The organism is Stenotrophomonas sp. LM091 (assembly GCF_001806305.1).
GTDB classification, from domain to species: Bacteria; Pseudomonadota; Gammaproteobacteria; order Xanthomonadales; family Xanthomonadaceae; genus Stenotrophomonas; species Stenotrophomonas bentonitica_A.
The window spans coordinates 198,385-219,805 of sequence record NZ_CP017483.1; the positions used below are offsets into that span (position 1 = coordinate 198,385).

A 21,421-nucleotide genomic window follows, 5' to 3' on the forward strand; every position below is an offset into this window, starting at 1 on the left:
ACATTGGTTGAGATGGCACAGTGCATTTCCCTCATCCCACTGGCACGCCCAGATCGAGCCGTTCAATGACCGATACCTCGCAGCACGCGTTATGGAATGGCCCGGCCGGTGAGGCCTGGGTGGACGCGCAGCGCCTTCTCGACCAGATGTTCGCGCCGCTGGCCGACCATCTGCTGGCCGCGATCCCGCCGGGCGACGATCTGCGGGTGCTGGATGTCGGCTGCGGCACCGGCGCAGTGGCGCTGGGCATGGCCGGGCGCCTGGGGCCGGAGGCACACGTCACCGGGGTCGACATCTCCGCCCCGATGATCGCCCTGGCGCGCGAGCGCGCGCAGCGAGCCGGCCTGGCCGTGGAATTCATCGTCGCCGACGCGCAGCAGCACGCATTCGCCCCGGGGAGCCTGGACCGGATCGTGTCGCGCTTCGGCGTGATGTTCTTCGATGACCCGGTGCAGGCGTTCGGCCAACTGCAGCGCGCCGCCAGACGCGGCGGGGTGCTGCAGGCGCTGGCTTGGCGTGGGGCGGACGAAAACGCCTTCATGACCACCGCCGAGCGCGCCGCGGCGCCCTGGCTGACGTTGCCACCGCGCCAGCCCGGCGCACCGGGTCAGTTTGCGTTTGCCGATGAGGCCCGGGTCGAGCAGATCCTGGGCGACGGCGGCTGGGAGGATATCGAGCTGCTGCCGCTGGATGTCGTGTGCCGGATCGACCGAGCGGATCTGGCGACGTACGTCTCGCTGCTGGGACCGGTCGGGAGCGCACTGCGCAACAACGACCTGGCTGCGGACGTACGAACGAAGGTGCTCGAGGAGGTGCTGCATGCCTTCGAGCCGTTCGTCGACGGCGATTCGGTGACGTTCACTGCCGCCTGCTGGGACGTGCGCGCCCGCGCGTGGTGACCACCGGGCGGATCCATCCGCGCGGTGCGCGCCTGCACGGTCCATGGCCATGCGATGGCGTGGGGAGTGGCCTGAAGCCCCCTCACGTGCCGGCCTCGGCCAGCCGCACGCGCAGCTTCTCGACGATATCCTGCTCGCTCATTGCATAGCCGTAGACATCCTGCAGCTGGCCGTCAGCACCGAGCAGGAACCACGAGGCCGTGTGCTCGAAGGTCGCCCGGTCACCTTCGCCGACGCGTCGATAGCTCACGCCCAGGCTCTCGGCGATGGCACGGGTACCGGCCTCGTCGCCGGCCAGGCCGAGGAACGTCGTATCGAAGGCCGCCAGGTACTCGCGCAGGTGCTCCGGCGTATCGCGCTGGGGGTCGACGGTGACGAAGGCGACCTGCAGCTGCTCTGCCGCGGGGCCCAGCAGCCGCTTGATCTGCACCGCCTTGACCAGGCTCAGCGGACATACTTCGGGGCAGTGGGTGAAACCGAAGAACAGCAGCGTCGGCGTGCCCTGCAGGTCGCGGATCGCAAGCGTTCGGCCGTCGCTGCTCTCCAGCTTGACCGCGCCGAGTGCCGCCTGGCCCATTACCGGTGCCTGATCATCGGCGCAACCGCCCAGCAGCGCCACCGTCACGATGCCCGCGGCGACCCAGCGCCTCACTTCGCCGCTCCGTGCAGCACCAGGCCATCGCGCACGCTGAACTCCACCACCTGCGGTGCACTGCGGGCGAACTGCAGCGTCACCCGCACCGTCTGCCCGGCCGACAACGGCCGCTTCGGCTTGAGCAGCATCAGATGGTAGCCGCCGGGCTCCAGCGCGACGGTCTGCCCCCCGGCAAAGCCAGGCCATCGGGCAGCGCCTGCATGCGCATCACTTCACCGTCCATGCGCATGGCATGGATCTGCACCTCGGCGAACATCGAGGACGCGGCCGACAGCAGCCGGTCCTCACCGCCGCCGTTATGCAGCTGCACGTAACCGGCGGCGACATTCGCCGCCGGCGGTGGCAGGCGGACCCAGGGATCGCTGACCGACACCGTTGCCGCGGTGTGGGCCTGCGGGGCCGCAGCCACCACCGGCATCACGGGAGAGGAGAGCAGCAGCCCGGCCAGCAGGGTTGCGCAGGATGAGTGGCTCATGGCGTGCCCGACATCTGCATCGGCATCATGTTGAGGTTGGCGTTGTGCATGACCCACAGCGAACCGGCCACCACGATGGCGATCAGGAAGGCGGTGCACAGGAAGATGCCGGTGTTCTCGCGCTGGCTGCGCCCTGCCCCGATATGCAGGAACAGCACCAGCTGGGCGACCAGCTGCACCACGCACAGCACCACGATGGCGGTCAGCCGCAGCGGCTGCGGGACCAGATCGGTCATGACCACGCCGAACGAGGCGCCGGTCAGGACCAGGCACAGCAGCAGGCCGAGGATGTAGCCCGTCAGGGTGGCATGGCCGCCACCGTGATCGGCATCAGGCGCGTTCGCGCTCATACAAACTCCCTCAAGTAGACGAAGGTGAACACACAGATCCAGATCAGATCCAGGAAGTGCCAGAACAGGCTCAGGCACGCCAGGCGACGGCGCACGATGCCGTCCAGGCCGAACTTCAGCACCTGGTGGATCATGATCGCCAGCCACAGCAGGCCGAAGGTGACGTGCAGGCCGTGGGTGGCCACCAGCGTGAAGTACGCCGAGAGGTAGGCACTCACATCCGGCGTTGCGCCTTCATGGATCAGCTCGGCGAACTCATACAGCTCCATGCCGATGAAGACCGCACCGAGCACGCCGGTCACGGCCAGCCAGCCCACCACCGGGTTGCGCTTGCCCGCCTGCATGCCGAGCATCGCCAGGCCGAAGGTGAAGCTGCTGAGCAGCAGCACCACGGTCTCGGAGAGCACGAAACCGAGCTTGAACAGTTCCTTGCCGCTGGGGCCGTCGGCCGTTCCGTTGAGCAGCACGCCGAAGGTGGCGAACAGCACGGCGAAGATCAGGCAGTCGCCCATCAGGTACATCCAGAACCCGACGACGGTCTTGTTGCCATCGTCGTGATGCGCGTGGGCAGGGTCGTGATGACCGGCTGCCAGCTGTCCGTGCTGCGTGGCAGCGGTGAGGGTATCGCCGCTCATGCCTTGGCTCCTTCCATCTGCGCGAAGTGCGCGTCTTCGATGCGCTTCACCTCGGCGGCGGGCACGTAATAGTCCACATCACGGTCGTACGAGCGCAGCACGAAGGTGGCGATCACACCGATCAGGCCGATGCCGGCCAGCACCCACATGTGCCAGACCAGGGCAAAGCAGAGGATCAGGCTGAACACCGAGATCACCACGCCCGATGCGGTGTTGCGTGGCATATGGATGTCCTCGTAGCGGTCCTGGCGCTGCCAGGCACGGCCGTGCTGCTTGTCGTCCCAATGCTGTTCCAGCGAGGTGATCGCCGGCAGCCTGGCGAAGTTGTAGAACGGCGGCGGCGAGGACGTGGCCCACTCCAGGCTGCGCGCATTCCACGGGTCGCCGGTGAGATCCATGTTGGCCTTGCGGTCACGCACGCTGACATAGAACTGGATGAACATCGCGGCGATGCCAGCGGCGATCACCAGCGCACCGATGGCGGCCACGATCAGCCACGGCTGGTAGCCCTCCACGCCGTAGTGGTTCATGCGGCGGGTCATGCCCTTGAAGCCCAGCACGTACAGCGGCATGAAGGCCAGGTAGAAGCCGACCAGCCAGCACCAGAAGGAAATCTTGCCCCAGCGCTCGTTGAGGGTGAAGCCAAAGGCCTTGGGGAACCAGAAGCTGATGCCGGCCAGGCAGCCGAACACCACGCCACCGATGATCACGTTATGGAAGTGCGCGATCAGGAACAGGCTGTTGTGCAGCACGAAGTCCGCGCCCGGGATCGCCAGCATCACGCCGGTCATGCCGCCCAGGGCGAAGGTGACCATGAAGCCGATCGTCCACAGCGTCGAGGAGTGGTAGCGGATCCGCCCGCGGTACATGGTGAACAGCCAGTTGAACAGCTTCACCCCGGTGGGGATCGAGATGATGGAGGTCATGATGCCGAAGAAGGCATTCACGTTGGCGCCCGAGCCCATGGTGAAGAAGTGGTGCAGCCACACGAAGAACGACAGGATGCCGATCGACGAGGTGGCGTAGACCATCGAGCGGTAGCCGAACAGCGGCTTGCCCGAGAACGTGGCGATGATCTCCGAGAACGCGCCGAAGCACGGCAGGATCAGCACGTAGACTTCCGGGTGGCCCCAGATCCAGATCAGGTTGACGTACATCATGGCGTTGCCGCTAGCGTCATTGGTGAAGAAATGCATCCCGAAATAGCGATCCATGGTCAGCAGCGCCAGGGTCGCGGTCAGCACCGGGAAGATCGCCACGATCAGGATGTTGGTGATCAGTGCGGTCCAGGTGAACACCGGCATCTTCATCAGGTCCATGCCCGGCGCACGCATCTTGAGGATGGTGACGATGAAGTTCAGGCCGGTCAGCGTAGTGCCGATGCCGGAGACCTGCAGTGACCAGATGTAGTAGTCCACGCCCACCGTAGGGCTGTACTCGATCCCGGACAGCGGCGGATACGCCACCCAGCCGGTCGCAGCGAAATCGCCGACGAACATCGACAGCATCACCAGCACCGCGCCCACCGCCGACAACCAGAAGCTGAGCGAGTTGACGAACGGGAAGGCGACGTCGCGCGCGCCGATCTGCAGCGGCACCACGATATTCATCAGGCCCACGATGAGCGGGGTCGCCACGAAGAAGATCATGATCACGCCATGCGCGGTGAAGATCTGGTCGTAGTGTTCCGGCGGCAGGTAGCCGGCGCTGTCATTGGCGGCGATGGCCTGCTGGGCCCGCATCATCAGCGCATCGGCGAAGCCGCGCACCAGCATGACCAGGGCCAGGATGATGTACATCACGCCGATTTTCTTGTGGTCCACCGAGGTGATCCACTCGGTCCAGAGGTAGCCCCACTTCTTGTAATACGTGATGGCCGCGACGATCGCCACGCCCAGCAGCAGCGAGCCGACCAGCGCCGACATGATGATCGGGTCGTGGTAGGGAATCGCTTCGAGGTTCAACTTTCCAAGCACAATCAGTTCTCCGCGGTACGGCTGGCAGACGCGGCCAGGCTCACGAGTTGGGATGTCGCGCCGGGTTCTTCACCGGGCAGGCAGATTTCGTCGTCGGGCATGCCGCCGTAGCGGCGCAGGATGCTGTCGAACAGGCCGGTATCCACGCTGGCGAAGCGCTGCATCGGCGCGCCGTGGGTCGGCTTCTCCAGTTCGGCCAGACGGGCCTGGCCCAGGTGCTGGGCAGTACCGCGCGACTGCGCCAGCCACTGCGCGAAGTCCGCCTCGGTCATCACCCGCGCATCGAACTTCATGTCCGAGAAGCCCGCGCCGCTGTAGGCCGAGGACATGCCGGCGTACGTGCCCGGCGTATGCCCGATCAGGTGCAGGCGGGTCTGCATTGCCGGCATGGTGTAGACCATGCTGCCCAGCTGCGGCACGAAGAAGGCATTCATCATCGACTCGGAGGTCAGCTTGAACGCCACCGGCGTATCGACCGGCATCACCAGTTCGTTGACCGTGGCCACGTTGTGGTCCGGATAGATGAACAGCCACTTCCAGTTGAGCGAGACCACTTCCACGCGCAGCGGCGCCTTGTCCGATTCGATCGGGCGGTACGGGTCCAGCGCGTGGGTGCTTTTCCAGATCAGCACGCCGAGCACGACCACGATCAGGCACGGGATCGTCCACACCACCACTTCGATGGCGGTGGAGTGCGACCAGGTGGGTGCGTAGGTGGCCTTCTTGTTCGACTCGCGGTAGTGCCACGCGAAGTACAGCGTGAGGATGATCACCGGGATCACCACCAGCAGCATCAGGCCGGTGCAGACCAGGATCAGCTGCATTTCCTGCTCGGCGATGCTGCCCATGGGATTGAACAACTCCAGGTTCCTGCAACCTGACAGCAGCGGCAGCAGCGCTGCCAGGCCGAACCAGCGTCCGGCGCGGGCTCGACCGGCCAGCGCGGCGCGGCGAGCGGGGTGTGTAGCGGGGTTCATGCGTGACGGCCCTTCCAACGCAGTGCCGGGCCGGGCGGCCCGGATCATGAGAAGTGGCGAACACCCCCCTGCATGACCGATATGCATGGGGGGTGCCCGCCGCAGCCGCGTACGTTAGGCAACGACATGATCCATACATGATGCGACACACTGTCGCAGCCCTGCCCGGCCGCGCGCGTACCATGCGCGCATGGAGTGGAGCCCCCTCATCGCCGACGGCCACGGGCCGGTGTACCTGCGCATCGTGCAGGCGCTGGAACGTGCGGTCTGGTCCGGCGCACTGCGTCCAGGCGAGCGCCTGCCGGCGCAACGCGCCCTGGCCAATGAACTCGGCGTGGACCTGACCACCATCACCCGTGCCTTCACCGAGGGGCGCAAGCGCGGGCTGATCGATGCACGCGGCCCGCTGGGCTCGTTCGTGGCGCCGCCACAGGTGGAACTGACCCAGCTGATCGACCTGAGCATGAACCTGCCGCCCAGCCCTGGCGGGCAGCAGGTGGCCGAGGTGCTGCGGCGCGGCCTGTCATCGGTGCTGACCCGCAGCGATGTCGGCAACCTGATGACGTACCACGTCGGTGGCGGCAGCCGCGCCGATCATCAGGCCGCGCAACAATGGCTCAAGCCGATCCTCGGCAAGGTCGATGCCGGCACGGTGATCGTCACGGAAGGCGCGCAGGCCGCGCTGTCCGCCCTGCTGCTGGCCTTGACCGATGCCGGTGACACGATTCTGTGCGAGCCGTTGGTCTACCCCGGCCTGCTGCATGCCACCCGGGTGCTGCAGCGGCGGCTGCAGGTGGTCGAGTGCGACGACGCGGGCATGCGACCGGATGCGCTGGCACGCGCTGCGAAGAAGCACAGCGCGCGCGTGGTCTATCTCAACCCGACCGCACAGAACCCGACGGCCCACACCATGCCGCCCGCACGCCGCGTAGCCCTGGCCGACGTGATCCGCGCGCAGCACCTGCAGCTGATTGAAGACGATCCGTACTGGTTGCTGCTGGCGGACGCACCCGACCCGCTCGCGCTGCTCGCGCCACGGCACACCTGTTACATCTCGACACTGTCCAAGTGCCTGAGCCCGGGCCTGCACACCGGCTTCGTGCGGCTTCCCGAGGGCATGGACCGGCAGCCGGTGCTCGATGCGCTGCGCGCGGTCAACCTGATGGCACCGCCGCTGATGAATGCCTTGGTGACGCAGCTGATCCTGGACGGCTCGGCGCAGGCCATGCTGACACTGGTGCAGGAGGAAGCCGCCGAGCGCCGCTACCTCGCGCAGTCGGCGCTCTCGCCGCGGTTCCTGCAGCACTGCGCGGGGGTGCATGCGTGGTGCCGGCTGCCCGCACACTGGACCGATGCCAGCCTCACCCACGCCGCGCGCCTGCAGGGCCTGGGCATCGCACCATCATCGGCATTCACGCCGGATGGCGTGGCGATCAACGATGCGGTGCGCATCTCATTGGGTGCCGCGGCCAACCGGCAGGAACTGCATCGAGCGCTGCGGCAACTGGATCAACTGATGCATGTGGCGGCGGCGGAAAGCGCCGGCTGGACGGTCTGAGCCCCGCCGGTGGGCCTGCTCAGCCGGAAACGGCCTTGGCCTGCTTCCAGACCGCTTCGAACTGGCTGGCAGTAATGGCGTCATCCGAATCCAAGTCCAGCCAGGACAAGGGCTGATCGGAGAGCGGGAAACGCTCGTCGGCCTGCCCGGATTTGTCGGCCCAGACCAGCACGCTGCGGTAGCTCTCGACCTGGCGGACGATCACATCGCCCTGCGCCTCGAGGTAGATCGTGCCGTTGCCGATCTCGGATTCCGCGGGGTGTTTGTAGTGTTTCCGGGTCGTGCTCATGGCGGAGGCTGGATCTGGCGGTAAAAGGGGCCGGGGAATATACCCTGATCCTGCGTCGCTGGCCGACAGCCTGCGCCTCTATCCGGTGGTATCGAGCGTTGGCGGGATGCCCATGAGCCCAGCGCACCCGGCACTAGACGACCGGTCTAATTCGGCGTAGAGTACGTCCCATGAACTCCGCCACCGCCAGCGCTCCTGCCACTACCGACGTCCGCGACACGATCCTGGCCACCGGCCAGCGGATCATGGGCGCGAAGGGCTTTTCGGCAGTGGGCCTGAATGAGGTACTGACCGCCGCAGGCGTGCCCAAGGGCTCGTTCTATCACTACTTCGCCTCCAAGGAAGCCTTCGGCGAAGCGCTGCTGGCCGACTATTTCAGTGCCTACCTCGCCGATATGGACCGCCTCTTCCGCCAGCCCGGCCAGACCAAGGCGCAGCAGTTGGACGCCTACTTCAGCGCTTGGCAGGAGAGTCAGTCGTTCGAGGATTGCCAAGGGAAGTGCCTGGCGGTGAAGCTGGGCGCGGAAGTGGCCGACCTGTCCGCCAGCATGCGTGCCGCGTTGAAGCAAGGCACCGCCGGCATCATCGAGCGCCTCGCGCGCGCCCTCGAAGACGGCGCCGAAGACGGCTCGCTGTCGTTCGCGGGCGGCGCGGAGCCGCTCGCGCAGAGTCTGTACCAGCTTTGGCTGGGCGCCAGCATCATGGTCAAGATCGTGCGCAATGCCCAGCCGTTCGAGATCGCCCTGCGCACGACCCACCAGTTGCTCCACCCTTCGCGCTGACGCGTAGAAGATCACCGGCGCGTCCCACGGGCGTGCTTTTTTCACGCTCCATTTCTAGACGACCGGTCTACTCTTAACCCACTACCCTCTGGAGTCTCCCATGAAAGTCCTCATCGTTCTGACCTCTCACGACCAGCTCGGCAACACCGGCAAGAAGACCGGCTTCTGGCTGGAAGAGCTGGCCGCGCCCTATTACACCTTCAAGGATGCAGGCGCCGAGATCGTGCTGGCCTCGCCCAAGGGCGGCCAGCCGCCGCTGGATCCCAAGAGCAACGAACCCGACTTCAAGACCGACGCCACCCGCCGTTTCGAGGCGGACGTGGATGCCAATGCGCAGCTGGCCAACACCGTACGCCTGGACAGCGTCTCGCAGGCGGACTTCGATACCGTGTTCTATCCCGGCGGCCACGGCCCGCTCTGGGACTTGGCCGAAGACCGCCATTCCGTTGCGCTGATCGAAGCCTTCATCGCTGCCGGCAAGCCGGTGGCCCTGGTCTGCCATGCGCCGGGCGTACTGCGTGACGCCAAGACTGCCGAAGGTACTCCGCTGGTCCAGGGCAGGAAGGTCACCGGCTTCACCAATACCGAAGAAGCCGGCGTCGGCCTGACCGAGGTGGTGCCCTTCCTGGTGGAGGACATGCTCAAGGCAGCGGGCGGCCACTATTCCAAGGGACCGGACTGGGGCTCGTACGTGGTCACCGATGGCTTGCTGATCACCGGCCAGAATCCGGCGTCCTCGGCGGAGACGGCCGCGGTGCTGCTGCGGACGGTGGCTTCCAACAAGAACTGACACGCTCCGGGCCGAGTCAACCCGCGACGCGTACCGGCGGTGGCGTCCAGCTGCCGTCGGTCACCGCGGGCTGCGGCCAATAGGCACGGATGTACAGCGAAAACGCTTCGCCTTCGGGTGCCGGCAGCCAGTTCGCCTTCTGCACCGGATCACTGGGTGCGTCGGCCTGCACGTAGATCGTCAGCGAGCCGTCGGGGTTGGCGATCAGGGTCTTGTTCTTGGTGCCGACCGAATAGCGCTCGATCGCGTTGGGCGAAAAGAAGTGATGCTGGTTGTAGAGCGTCAGCGACCAGAAACCCTGCACCGGCGGCAACTGCCCGGCCGGGAAGGTCACCGTGTAGCGGCTGGAACCGTCCAGCCGCTGGCCGGTATCGTCCAGGTCCTGATAGAAGTATTTCGTCTCGTTCGGCTTGTTGACGAAGATGTTGGATTTGGCCACGGCGGTGCGGGTGTAGTAGTCCGTGCCGAACGCCGCGCCATTGCTCTGCGTGGTCCAGTGGTGCGGCAGCGGCAGACCGTAGTTGCGGAACTGCAGCAGCGGACCGACCAGGTCTTGTTCGGCCTTGCCCACTTCATCGGTCATCGCACCCTTGAGCTCGGGGTTCTGGCGTGCTGCCTCGACCACTGCCCGCAGCTCGGCATACAGGGCCTGCTCGCCCGGCAATGGGCTGGCATCGTCCAGCACCAGCGGAAGCTCATCTACGAAGGTGGCAGGGATGACCCATTGCGCTTCGCCGCCGCTGTTGCCCTGGCTCTCGTCCGCCGGGAGTCTGGCCACCCGGGCCCAGTCGCGCTGCTTGGGCGTGCCGTCGAAGGCCGACAAGGGATACATGTCGATCTGGTTGATCAGCGGCAGGATCGCCTGCCGGTCCTGCGGGGTATCGTCCAGGAACACCCGCGGAATGACGAAACCGGTCTTGCTGCTGGAACGGAACACCCGGGTGATGCCGGCGGGAACGTCGCCGTGCCAGTCCGGGCCCACCAGCAGGTAGAAGCCGGGAGCCGTACCGTACATCTTGCCGATATCGGCGAAGCTGTCGCTGCGCAGATCCACCACCTGGTAGACCCAGAAGCGCTCGCCGAAATCGGGCACCTGCAGCACCACCGGCTCCACATCCAGGCCGATGCTGCCGGCACCGTAGACGACGTCCTGGTTGGGGCACGCCACCATCCGCTCCTGCGGACCGATGTAATCGCTGAGCATGCACACATGATTCAGTGGCGCCACCGGCACGAAGCCACCCATCAGGCCCGGCTCGGGCAGATCCTTGAACTTCAGCCGCCGGTTGTAGATGTTGACCATCGGCCACGCCCAGAAATAGGCGTTGCGCGCGACCATCCGGACATACGCTTCAGTCAGCCGGGTACCCCTGACCGGACCCGCTATCTCGACCTGCGTGGACGTGTGCGCGACGTTGTGCATGGTGTCAGCTCCGACTGGGCGGGGAGGCCTTGGGAGACTGATCCTCGCCGTGGCCGGTCCTGCGCACCAGCGAACATCTGCGTGGGCGGCCTCAGTAAAACTACTGCCGCTGCCGCGTGCGGTGCCGTCACCGCTGCCGCCAACGACGGCAGAATCGTCAGAAGATGCTTGGTGCACATGGGTTGTCCTCCGGGCAGGCATGCAGGATCGCGTGCTCAACGCGTCGCGGGAAATCCGGCCTCTGCCAGTGCGGCAAGAAACGCCTCCGGCCCGTGGGCGCTGCCCACACGCACTTCGCGTGCGGGCGGATCGGTCTCGATCCGCGCGTCTGGATCGACGCCCTGAAGGGCCTTGGTGACCGAACGGGCACAGCCGCCGCAGGTCATGGTGGGGATGATGAAACGATGCATGGCGACCTCGCCGTCGTGGGTGTAAGCCCACTGTCAGGGATGACAACGTGGCAAGGTCAAGCGATTGTCGTGGAGCGTCGCCGGTTATTCATGCCCGCGTTATCCGCCGCGCGGGAGCAGATGCGTCCACGCCCGGTGCGGGGCATGGACGCGGCCCGGTCGATCAGGACCGTGGCTTGCGGGACGGACGCCCGCGCGAAGACACCGGCGTATCGGCGCCGAACAGCGGCGTCTTGCGAGGCTTCCTGGCCGCTGCGGTCTCCACCGGCGCCGCAGCCGGCTGCGCCAGGTCGGCGATGATCGGGCAGTCCGGCCGATCATTGCCGTGGCAATGCGCGGCCAGGTGCTCCAGCGTCTGCACCATGGCCTGCAGCTCGGCGATCTTCGCCTTCAGCCCATCCACATGGGACAGCGCCACCGCCTTGACGTCAGCGCTGGCACGCTCGCGGTCCTGCCACAGCACCAGCAGTTCGCCGATCTGCTCGACGGAAAAACCGAGGTCGCGCGCACGCCGGATGAAACGCAGGCTGTGCGCGTCCTGCGGGCTGTAATGCCGGTAGCCCGCCTCCGAGCGTGCGGCCGGGGGAATCAGGCCGATCTGTTCGTAGTAGCGGATCATCTTCGCCGAGACCCCCGAGAACGTCGCGGCTTCACCAATATTCATCGTACGGTCCTCATCGCGCCTTCCTCCACGCCGGTACCCAGCGTATCGGCCTGCATCGGTGCATGGAAGCGCTTGAGCCGCAGCGCGTTGCCGAGCACGAACACACTGGACAATGCCATCGCCGCGGCGGCGAAGACCGGCGAAAGCAGCGTGCCGTTCAGCGGGTACAGCAGGCCCGCCGCGACCGGAATCAGCACCGCGTTGTAGGCGAAGGCCCAGAACAGGTTCTGCTTGATGTTGCGGATCGTCGCCTGGCTCAGCGCGATCGCGTTGGGCACGCCGCGCAGGTCGCCGGACATCAGCACCACATCGGCGGCTTCGATCGCCACGTCCGTGCCGGTGCCGATCGCCAGCCCGACGTCGGCCTCGGCCAGCGCCGGTGCGTCGTTGATGCCGTCCCCGACGAACGCCACCCTGGCGCCGCCCGCGCGTAAGCGCTTGAGCGCAGCCACCTTGCCATCCGGCAGCACTTCAGCCGCCACTTCATCGATGCCGAGCTGGCGCGCGATCGCTGCCGCCGTGGCCGCGTTGTCACCGGTGATCATCGCCACCTTCAGGCCCAGTGCGTGCAGCGCCTGGATAGCCGCAGGCGTGCTTTCCTTGATCGGGTCTGCCACCGCGATCACCGCCGCCAGGCGACCGTCGATGGCGGCATACAGCGGGCTCCTGCGCTGCTCGCCCAGCCGCTGCGCGGTGGGCTGGAAAGCGGTCACGTCCAGGCCGAGCCGGGTCATGTAGCGGTCCGCGCCCACGGCTACGGTGCGGCCACCGACACGCGCCGAGACGCCGAAACCGGGCACCGCTTCGAAGTGCTCCAAGGTCGCCAGTGCGAGACCCCGCGCATTGGCGGCGGCCACGATGGCCTCGGCGATGGGATGCTCCGAGCGGGTTTCCACCGCAGCGACCAGCGCCAGCACTTCATCGGCCTGGAAACCGTCGGCGGGCTCCAGGTCGGTCAGTTCGGGACGGCCCCTGGTCAGCGTGCCGGTCTTGTCCAGCGCGATCACGCTCACATCGCGCAATGCCTGCAGCGCTTCGCCCTTGCGGAACAGGATCCCCAGCTCCGCCGCGCGGCCCGTGCCGACCATGATCGAGGTCGGGGTGGCCAGGCCCATCGCGCAGGGGCAGGCAATGATCAGCACCGCCACGGCGTTGACCAGTGCAAAGGTCAGCGCCGGCGTGGGGCCGAACACCAGCCAGATCAGGAAGGTGAGCACGGCGGCGGCCATCACCGCCGGCACGAACCACATGGTGACCTTGTCCACCAGCGCCTGGATCGGCAGCTTGGAGCCCTGCGCCTGCTCGACCAGACGGATGATCTGCGCCAGCACCGTGTCCCCGCCCACCTTGGTGACACGGAAACTGAAGGCACCGGTGGTGTTGAGGGTGCCGCCGACCACCTCGGCGCCCACGGCTTTGGCCACCGGTACCGGCTCGCCGGTGATCATGCTCTCATCCACATAGGACGCCCCCTCCACCACCGCGCCGTCCACGGGCACTTTCTCGCCCGGGCGGACCAGCACGATGTCGTCCAGCGTGACCTGTTCAAGCGGCACTTCGACGGTCTCCCCACCGCGCTGCACGCGCGCGGTCCGCGCCTGCAACCCGACCAGGCGCTTGATCGCCTGCGAGGTACGGCCCTTGGCCCGCGCCTCCAGCGTGCGGCCGAGCAGGATCAGGGTCACGATCACCACGGCCGCCTCGAAGTAGACATTCGCGGTTCCCGGCGGGAGTGCGCCCGGTGCGAAGGTCGCGACCACGGAATAGCCGTACGCCGCTGCCGTGCCCAGCGACACCAGCGAGTTCATGTCGGGGGCGCCGCGCAGCAGTGCCGGCACGCCCTTGCGGAAGAAGCGCAGGCCCGGCCCGAACAGCACCAGCGTGGCCAGCGCGAACTGCAGGTACCAGCTGGTCTGCAACCCCACGGTGTGCACTACCCAGTGATGCATGGCCGGGACGAGGTGCGAGCCCATTTCCAGGATGAAGACCGGCAGGGTCAGCACCGCCGCCAGCAGCAGGGAACGGCGCAGCGCGCGTGCTTCGCGTTCGCGGCGTTGCTCCTCCTGGTCACCGGTTGCGGCCGTGCTCACACTGACCGGCCGCGCGGTGTAGCCGGCGTTCTCGACGGCGGCCTGAAGATCGGCCACTGACACCGTGCCGGCCAGATGCCGCACCTGCGCCCGCTCGGTGGCCAGGTTGACGCTGGCCGCGATCACGCCCGGCAGCTGCGCAAGACTGCGTTCCACGCGACCGACGCAGGACGCACAGGTCATCCCCTCGATGCTCAGCTCGGTGGTGTCTTCGCGGACGCTGTAGCCCGCGCTTTCGATGGCGCGCACCGCTGCCTGCGGGTCGGGCGCACCGATGAAGCTGAGATCGGCCCGCTCCGTGGCAAGGTTGACCGCGGCGGTCTGCACACCGGGGACGGCGGTCAGCGCACGCTCGACCCGGCCCACGCAGGAGGCGCAGGTCATCCCCTCGATGGGCAGACTCAGGCGGCTGATCGGCGCGCCGGACCGGGAGATTACAGACGACATGGGCAGTCCTTGGGGTGAGGTTACCTGCCACCCTAAAGATTCCCATCATGGGAAGGTCAAGCCCCTCTTAACGGGGACGGAGGGGATTATTAATCCCCTCCGTCCCTGTTAAATAGCCTTACGGCTGTGCGGGGGTGCCGTCGGCGGTAACCCGCCAGATGGTGTTGGAGAGATCGTCGGCGACGATCAGCGCGCCGCGCGGATCGACGGTGACACCCACCGGGCGGCCACGGGTCTTGCCGTCTTCGCCGAAGAAGCCGCTCACGAAATCGATCGGTTCGCCGGCGGGGCGGCCATTGCTGAAGGGCACGAACACGACCTTGTAGCCCACCGGCGGATTGCGGTTCCAGCTGCCATGCTCGCCGACGAAGACACCCTCGGCGAACTGCGTGCCCATCACCGGGGACGAGAAGGCCACGCCAAGTGCGGCCACGTGTGAGCCCAGCGCATAGTCCGGTGCGATCGCCGAGGCGACCTTCTCCGGGTTCTGCGGCATCACACGGCGGTCCACGTTCTTGCCCCAGTAGCTGTAGGGCCACCCATAGAAGCCGCCCTCCTTCACCGAGGTGAGGTAATCGGGCACCAGGTTGGGGCCGATCTCGTCACGTTCGTTGACCACCGCCCACAACGTGCCCGTGTCCGGCTGGATCGCCAACGCAGTGGGATTGCGGATGCCGGTGGCGTAATCCTTGTGCGCGCCGGTGACCGCATCGATCTGCCAGATCCGCGCGCGGTCGATCTCCACCGCCATGCCACGTTCGGTGATGTTGCTGTTGGAGCCGATGCCCACGTACAGATAACGGCCATCGGCGCTGGCGGTCATCGCCTTGGTCCAGTGATGGTTGATCGCCGCAGGCAGGTCGGTGAGCTTGACCGGTGCGCCACTGGCCTTGGTCTGCCCTTCCTGGTAGTCAAAGCGCACCACCGCGTCCTGGTTGGCAACAAAGATCGCATTGCCGATCATCGCCAGGCCGTACGGCGCGTTGAGCTTGTCGGCGAACACCGTCTTCAGTTCGTAGACGCCATCGCCATCGGCGTCGCGCAGCAGGGTCAGGCGGTTGCCGCTCTTGACCGCGGTATTGCCCTTGGCCTTGATCTTGCCGGCGATGACATCCTTCGGCTTGAGGTTCGGCGCGCTGCCGCCGCGGCCTTCGGCCACGAGAATGTCGCCGTTGGGCAGCACCAGGGTCTGCCGCGGAATGGCCAGATCGGTGGCGATCGCCGAGATGCGGTAGCCCTTGGGCACGGTGGGGAGCATGTCACCCCATTGCGCCGGCTTGGCGATGGTCATGTCCGGCATCAGCCCGCGATGCGGCTTGGGCATCTCCGGGTTGCCGCCATATTGTTCCAGCTCCGGCGCCTTGCCGCTGCAGGCAGCGAGTGCGACCGCAAGCGCGGAGACCGAGAGAATGCGGAGCGTCGTCTGGCGGCTCATCGCACACCTCCCACGCGCAGGCTGGACAGTCCCACCCAGGTGGCGATCAGCGCCAGCACGGTCAGGATCACCGAGAGCACCAGGCCCGCCGGCATCACCGCCCACGCGTCGCGCGCATGGTGCAGGCAGTTGATGAAGCCCACGCCCCAGATTACCGCGAGAATCACCACGTAAGCGAGGTTGCGACTGCCACGGACCAGCCCGACGATCCCGCACAGCAGCGCCAGCGTGGTCATCACCATCGCCCCGATCAGCAGCCAGGACGCGAAGTTGGCCCACTGGATCTCGTACGAACTCCAATACGCATAGTCCGCCAGCAGTGCGCCGAGGAACAACGGCAGCACGCCGCCCAGTACAGCGGCGTGGAACGGATGGATGACCCATGATCGGGTCAGGACAACGGTCGAAGCCATGGTGGTCTCCTGGTGAGGGGGCGAATCTCTCCCGATCCTGCCACCCCCGGCGTGATGGGGGTGCCGATGGCTCAGGTATCGGCCAGGTCCCAATACGGCGGCGAGCCGATCGCATCGGTCAGGAACGCGGAAACCTCGCGGACCTTCCGCCTGATCGCACGGGGCCGGCAGCAATGCCGGCCCTTCTGGTTACCCTTCCCAGCTCACGCCCTTGGGCGCACTGGAAAAACCCGCGGCACGCAGGGCATCCATCAAGGCGTCGCGCTTCACCACCGCGTCGTTGATCAGCTCCAGGGTGAAGGAACTGCGCCGGCCACGCCTGAGCGCACTGGCCAGTGCCTGCGAGGCCGCGCCAAGCGACGGATCATCCGCCTCGACATACACCTGCAGGTTGCGCCCCCCCTGGGCCAGATACATCAGCAGGCGCCCACCACCGATCACCACGAACGCGCCAGCCCGCCGCACCGGACGCTGCCCCGTGCGATGCGCTGGCCACGGCAGCACCGTACCGAACGGATTGGCCGGGTCCACCGCGGACAGGCCGACCGCGATGTCGGCAGCCCCCGGCCGCAGCGCTTCGGCAATCCCGCGCAGGCGGTCCACCAGCAGGCGGTCAGCGAACTGCGCCCCGCCCAGCCCCTCCACGAAACGCCCGCGCAGCACGCGGCCGGTGTCCTCCATCCCACGATAGACCTGCTGCAACGCCGGGAAGCCGCCGGCAATCCCTTCCGCGACGGCCGCGCCACGGGTCACGATGCCGTGGCGATCCAGCAGGCCCTCGGCCAGGGCCACCGCACGCACGGTGTCACTCACCGCCTCCCGTTGCAGCAGCGACCAGCGACCGGCCAGCGTCGGCGCCGCGAAGCTGGCGGTGCCCGGCGGCGCACCTTCACTGACGGCGGGCATATCGTGCATCGGGATGCCGCGGAAACCGCGGCTGCGCCGCGACGTCCTGGCTACGCGGGGGCGTGGCGGGCGCGTGCCGGACAGTGCGCGCAGCGGCGCCCATAGGTCGGTGGTCACCTGGCCCGACCAGGCCAGGTCCCACAGGGCACTCTGCAGCTGGTCCGGGGTGATCTCCGGGCTGGCCGTGCCGGCCTGCTCCCACTGGCTGCGCACGGCCGCGGCCAGTTGGCGGGCGAAGTACGCACCGCCGTCGGCCAGCACCTGCAGGATGCCGGCCTGCAACGGGGAGAGCTCTGCGTTGGGCGGGAGTGCCGGCAGGGTCTCGGCGGCCAGTTCCTGCAGGTGCAGCGCGACCAGGCCGTCGTCCTCGCCGATGCGGCCATGGCCTGACCACAACACCGTGCCGGTCGCGAGCAGTTCGTCCAGCAGTCCGGGCGCGTAGTCCACCACCCGCGCGGGCAATATCTGCTGCTCCCATACCGAGGCGGGCAGCGGCACGCCGGCCAGCAGTTCCACGACCCGTGCCACGCCGTCGATGCCCTCCAGCGCACTGCGGGCCGGGGTCTGCATGCCACGGGCGGCCTGGGCGGCATCGGCGATCAGGCCATGCCGTTCCAGCACCAGCAATGCGTAAGCCTCGCGGGGCACCGGCCGGGTGGCCTCGCGCGCGGCCTGCAGCGAGCGCACCCGCAACCGCCGGAACACGTCCTCGCTTACCCATTCGTGACGGGCCAATGGCACCGGCGCCGGCATCGCGCCGGCACCTTCCGACTGCCGGCGGACAACGCCGAACGCGCCCTTCAGCAGCTTGCCCTGCATCTCCAGCCGGGTCAGCGCGGCATCGGCCACGGCCACGCCCAGCCCGAACGCCGCTGCTGCGTCGGCGGTGGTGAACGGCGGATGGCTGCGGGCATAGCGCGCCAGCAACTCGCCCAACGGATCGGCAGCGGGCTGCAGGAATGCGTCGGGCAGGTCCGCCGCCATAGCGACACCGAGTGCGTCGCGCAGGCGTGCGGCATCTTCGATGGCGGCCCAGTGTTCGACCCCGGCGATCGGAATCCGGATCGCGCGGCGCTCCCGCTCCAATGCCTGGAGCAGCGGCAGCGGCTCGGCGTCGATGAGGCGCGCGGCCAGCGCAGCCGCCGTGAGCGGGCCCAGCTCGCGCAGCAGATCGGCAACGCCCTCCTTGCCCTTGGCGCGGCGATCCGGCGCGCGCCGCTGCAGCGCCTCGCCCATCGCGTCGACCACGGTGGGATCGAGCAGTTCGCCCAGATCGACCTGGCCGAGCAGATCCCCCAGCAGGCCGCTGTCGAGCGAGAGCACCGACGCGCGGCGCTCGGCCAGCGGCACGTCGGTGCCGTACATGAACTCGGCGACATAGCCGAACAGCAGGTTCGCCGCGAACGGTGATGGCACCTCGGTGGTGACCTCGGCCATCGCCACGCGCCCATCGGCCAGCCGCTGCATCAACCCATCCAGTGCGTCCAGATCGTAGACGTCCTGCAGGCATTCGCGCGCGGTTTCGATCAGGATCGGAAATTCGGGGTAGCCCTGCGCGATACCGAACAGCTCGCCCGCGCGCAGGCGCTGCTGCCACAGCGGGGAGCGGCGGCCCGGCGTGCGCCGCGGCAGCAACAGCGCGCGCGCCGCGCACTCGCGGAAGCGGGCGGCGAACAAGGCCGAGCCGCCCACCGCACGGGTCACCTCGCTGCGCAGCCGCTCCGGCTCGAACAGGAACAGCTCCGCCCCGGGCAGGCGGCCGGCAGCGTCGGGCAGCCGCGCGATGATGCCGTCATCACTGGCCACCACCGCCGGATCGATGCCCCAGCGCTCGCGGATGCGCGCGGCCATCGCCAGCGCCCACGGGTCATGCACGCGCCGGCCATACGGCGAATGAAGCATCAACCGCCAGTCGCCGGATTCGTCGCGGCAACGTTCCACCACCAGGGTGCGATCGGTGGGTAGCAGGCCGGTGGCCTCACGTTGTTCGCCCAGCAGGCCGACGATGTTGGCGACCGCGTTGTCGGCCAACCCATCGGCCTGCAGCCGCGCCCGCAGCGCGGGGGAAACGTCGCCCTCGCCGACCGCGCCTTCCAGCGCCCCGATGAAGGCACCGACCGCTTCGCCCAGCTCGGCCGGGCGCCCCACGCCTTCGCCCCGCCAGAACGGCAGCCGCGCCGAGCGGCCCGGTGCCGGGGTCACCACCACCTGGTCATGGGTGATCTGTTCGATGCGCCACGACGTCGCGCCGAGCGTGATCACATCGTTGACGCGCGACTCATGGACCATTTCCTCGTCCAGCTCGCCAACCCGACGCGAGCCCGCGCGTTCCTCGCCCTCAGGCAGCATCACGCTGAACATGCCGCGGTCGGGAATGGTGCCGCCGCTGGTGACGGCCAGCTGCTTCGATCCGGGCCGGGCGCTCAGCTCACCGGTGTCACGGTTCCAGACCAGCCGTGGGCGGAACCCGGCAAAATCATCGGACGGGTAGCGCCCGGCCAGCATGTCCAGCGTGGCATCGAAGGCGCTGCGTGGCAGCGACCGGTACGGCGCCGCGCGACGCACACAGGCAAACCACGCCTCCACCTGCAGCGTATCCATCGCCGCGGCGGCCACGGTCTGCTGGGCCAGCACGTCCAGCGGATTGCGCGGAGGGTCGATCGCCTCGATATCGCCGGCGAGCATGCGCTCCACCGCGACCGTCGCATCGATCAGATCGCGGCGGGTGCGTGGGTAGACCAGGCCGGTGGAGATGCCGCCCACCTGGTGGCTGGCGCGCCCGACCCGCTGCAGTGCGCTGGCCACCGAAGGCGGCGCGGCGACCTGGATGACCAGATCGACCAGACCCATGTCGATCCCCAGCTCCAGGCTGGAGGTGGCGACCACGCAGCGCAGCTCACCGGATTTGAGCGCCTGTTCGATCTCGCGGCGCTGCTCTTTGGACACCGAGCCATGGTGTGAACGTGCGATCAGCGGCTCCGCCCCGGCCGAGCGCGCGGCGGTGCCGCCAGTGAAGGAACCATGGTGCTCTGCCGCCGGAGCCTGCGTTGGCCGCTGCGCGAGGCGCTCGGCGTACAGCTCGTTGAGCCGCGCCGTCAGCTTCTCGGCCACCCCGCGCGCGTTGGCGAACACGATGGTGGAGCGCCGGGCCAGCACCTGATCGAGAATGCTGGCCTCCACGTGCGGCCAGATCGACCCCAGACGCCCGGACGACGGCGAAGCCTCCGATGCGCCGGGATGGGGCGGCAGGTCGGCCATGTCCTCCACCGGCACGACGATGCGCACATCCAATGCCCGTTGCGACGGCGGATGGACCACGCTGACCGGACGGTCGCCCCCGAGGAACCGCGCAACCTCCTCGACCGGCCGCACTGTGGCAGAGAGACCGATGCGCTGCGCCGGCACCGCCAGCAGCGCCTCCAGCCGTTCCAAGCTCAGCGCCAGATGGGTGCCGCGCTTGCTGCCGGCCACCGCATGGATCTCATCGATGATCACGGTATGCACGTCGCGCAGTGTTTCGCGCGCCTGCGAGGTCAGCATCAGGAACAACGATTCGGGCGTGGTGATCAGGATGTCGGGCGGGCGCCGGACCAGCCGCGCCCGTTCGGCGGCCGTGGTATCCCCGCTGCGGATCGCCACGGACAGGTTGACCGCCGGATCGCCGCGCCGCTCACGCTCGGCGCTGACCCCCTGCAAGGGAATCTGCAGGTTGCGCTGCACGTCGGCGCCGAGTGCCTTGATCGGCGACAGGTACAGCACGCGGGTGCCGCGCTTCTTCGGCGGCGCTGGATCGGAGGGCGGAACGCTGGATGGCTCGCCGCTGCGGAACAACTGGTCGATCGCGTGCAGGAACGCCGCCAGGGTCTTGCCCGAACCGGTCGGCGCGATCACCAGCGTGTGCTGGCCGGCGCTGATCGCGGCCCAGGCGCGGTCCTGCGCCGGCGTGGGCGCGGTGAACGCCGCGGTGAACCAGGCGCGCGTGGCCGGGGTGAAGGTGGCCAGCGAGCCGGGGAGATCGTTCGAGGTGCGCATGGATCCGGAGGTCGTGGGACGCTCGCCTGGCGTCGGCCGCGAACGAATGCAGGCACCCTAGGGTATGCCACGTCGGGCGAGCGTCAACCGCCCTGCCATCGCGGCATCGGTACCCGGACCGGTCGCCCCTGGGTCACCGCCACTCGTCCCTTCGCTCCCGGAATCCAGCCCCAGCCCAATGCTCACGGGCCTTCCCGGGACCACACTCATCGGCA

At 67.8% G+C, this 21,421-nt stretch carries 19 protein-coding genes; 4 read left to right on the forward strand and 15 right to left on the reverse strand.

Annotation, left to right across the window (positions count from 1 at the left end; translation table 11 throughout):
• Positions 1-65: 65 nt before the first annotated feature.
• Positions 66-899 (forward strand): class I SAM-dependent methyltransferase, encoded by an 834-nt coding sequence (locus BIZ42_RS00845; protein ID WP_070425248.1) that lies wholly within the window; start codon positions 66-68, stop codon positions 897-899.
• Positions 900-981: 82 nt separating this feature from the next.
• On the opposite strand, the gene BIZ42_RS00850 is transcribed toward BIZ42_RS00845, so the two are convergent.
• From BIZ42_RS00850 to cyoA, 7 genes are read right to left on the reverse strand one after another with little or no spacing between them, the layout of a single operon-like run.
• A complete protein-coding gene (locus tag BIZ42_RS00850; RefSeq protein WP_070425249.1) occupies positions 982-1,551 on the reverse strand; it encodes an SCO family protein in 570 nt (189 codons plus the stop codon).
• Positions 1,548-1,682, reverse strand: coding sequence for a hypothetical protein (locus BIZ42_RS19175; protein ID WP_083279747.1), 135 nt, complete (start codon positions 1,680-1,682; stop codon positions 1,548-1,550). Before BIZ42_RS19175 ends, BIZ42_RS00850 begins: the two co-directional genes overlap by 4 nt.
• On the reverse strand, positions 1,682-2,029 hold the full coding sequence (locus tag BIZ42_RS00855; protein WP_070425250.1) for a copper chaperone PCu(A)C: 348 nt from the start codon (positions 2,027-2,029) through the stop codon (positions 1,682-1,684). The genes BIZ42_RS19175 and BIZ42_RS00855 overlap by 1 nt, the downstream gene beginning before the upstream one ends.
• Positions 2,026-2,379: a cytochrome o ubiquinol oxidase subunit IV gene (gene cyoD / locus BIZ42_RS00860; protein WP_019184641.1), complete on the reverse strand. Its 354-nt coding sequence runs from the start codon at positions 2,377-2,379 to the stop codon at positions 2,026-2,028. Before cyoD ends, BIZ42_RS00855 begins: the two co-directional genes overlap by 4 nt.
• A complete protein-coding gene (gene cyoC, locus BIZ42_RS00865; protein WP_070425251.1) occupies positions 2,376-3,014 on the reverse strand; it encodes a cytochrome o ubiquinol oxidase subunit III in 639 nt (212 codons plus the stop codon). Before cyoC ends, cyoD begins: the two co-directional genes overlap by 4 nt.
• The gene (gene cyoB, locus BIZ42_RS00870; RefSeq protein WP_070425252.1) at positions 3,011-4,990 is read right to left on the reverse strand and encodes a cytochrome o ubiquinol oxidase subunit I; all 1,980 of its coding nucleotides are present in this window, start codon (positions 4,988-4,990) and stop codon (positions 3,011-3,013) included. Before cyoB ends, cyoC begins: the two co-directional genes overlap by 4 nt.
• Positions 4,991-4,992: 2 nt before the next feature.
• Positions 4,993-5,967, reverse strand: coding sequence for a ubiquinol oxidase subunit II (gene cyoA, locus BIZ42_RS00875; RefSeq protein ID WP_070425253.1), 975 nt, complete (start codon positions 5,965-5,967; stop codon positions 4,993-4,995).
• Positions 5,968-6,157: 190 nt separating this feature from the next.
• On the opposite strand from cyoA, the gene BIZ42_RS00880 reads away from it, so the two are divergent.
• Entirely contained in the window at positions 6,158-7,525 is a 1,368-nt protein-coding gene (locus tag BIZ42_RS00880; protein WP_070425254.1) for a PLP-dependent aminotransferase family protein, read from the forward strand.
• A 19-nt stretch (positions 7,526-7,544) separates the two neighbouring features.
• Here the strand turns inward: BIZ42_RS00880 and BIZ42_RS00885 are convergent, their stop codons facing one another.
• Positions 7,545-7,814 (reverse strand): hypothetical protein, encoded by a 270-nt coding sequence (locus BIZ42_RS00885; protein ID WP_070425255.1) that lies wholly within the window; start codon positions 7,812-7,814, stop codon positions 7,545-7,547.
• Positions 7,815-7,984: 170 nt separating this feature from the next.
• Between BIZ42_RS00885 and BIZ42_RS00890 the strand changes: the two genes are divergently transcribed.
• Entirely contained in the window at positions 7,985-8,596 is a 612-nt protein-coding gene (locus BIZ42_RS00890) for a TetR/AcrR family transcriptional regulator (protein ID WP_070425256.1), read from the forward strand.
• A gap of 100 nt (positions 8,597-8,696) precedes the next feature.
• A complete protein-coding gene (locus tag BIZ42_RS00895) occupies positions 8,697-9,386 on the forward strand; it encodes a type 1 glutamine amidotransferase domain-containing protein (protein ID WP_070425257.1) in 690 nt (229 codons plus the stop codon).
• Between the two features lie 16 nt (positions 9,387-9,402).
• On the opposite strand, the gene BIZ42_RS00900 is transcribed toward BIZ42_RS00895, so the two are convergent.
• The 7 genes from BIZ42_RS00900 to BIZ42_RS00930 form a co-directional block, all read right to left on the reverse strand.
• On the reverse strand, positions 9,403-10,809 hold the full coding sequence (locus BIZ42_RS00900) for a DUF1254 domain-containing protein (RefSeq protein WP_083279748.1): 1,407 nt from the start codon (positions 10,807-10,809) through the stop codon (positions 9,403-9,405).
• 215 nt (positions 10,810-11,024) lie between these two features.
• The gene (locus BIZ42_RS00905) at positions 11,025-11,219 is read right to left on the reverse strand and encodes a heavy-metal-associated domain-containing protein (RefSeq protein ID WP_070425259.1); all 195 of its coding nucleotides are present in this window, start codon (positions 11,217-11,219) and stop codon (positions 11,025-11,027) included.
• 163 nt (positions 11,220-11,382) lie between these two features.
• A complete protein-coding gene (gene cueR, locus BIZ42_RS00910; protein WP_070425260.1) occupies positions 11,383-11,883 on the reverse strand; it encodes a Cu(I)-responsive transcriptional regulator in 501 nt (166 codons plus the stop codon).
• Entirely contained in the window at positions 11,880-14,420 is a 2,541-nt protein-coding gene (locus BIZ42_RS00915; protein ID WP_070425261.1) for a heavy metal translocating P-type ATPase, read from the reverse strand. Before BIZ42_RS00915 ends, cueR begins: the two co-directional genes overlap by 4 nt.
• Positions 14,421-14,538: 118 nt before the next feature.
• Positions 14,539-15,855, reverse strand: coding sequence for a sorbosone dehydrogenase family protein (locus tag BIZ42_RS00920; RefSeq protein ID WP_019184656.1), 1,317 nt, complete (start codon positions 15,853-15,855; stop codon positions 14,539-14,541).
• On the reverse strand, positions 15,852-16,268 hold the full coding sequence (locus BIZ42_RS00925) for a DUF2231 domain-containing protein (RefSeq protein ID WP_019184657.1): 417 nt from the start codon (positions 16,266-16,268) through the stop codon (positions 15,852-15,854). The genes BIZ42_RS00920 and BIZ42_RS00925 overlap by 4 nt, the downstream gene beginning before the upstream one ends.
• Positions 16,269-16,457: 189 nt before the next feature.
• Positions 16,458-21,206 (reverse strand): ATP-dependent helicase, encoded by a 4,749-nt coding sequence (locus BIZ42_RS00930; RefSeq protein WP_070425262.1) that lies wholly within the window; start codon positions 21,204-21,206, stop codon positions 16,458-16,460.
• Positions 21,207-21,421: the final 215 nt, after the last annotated feature.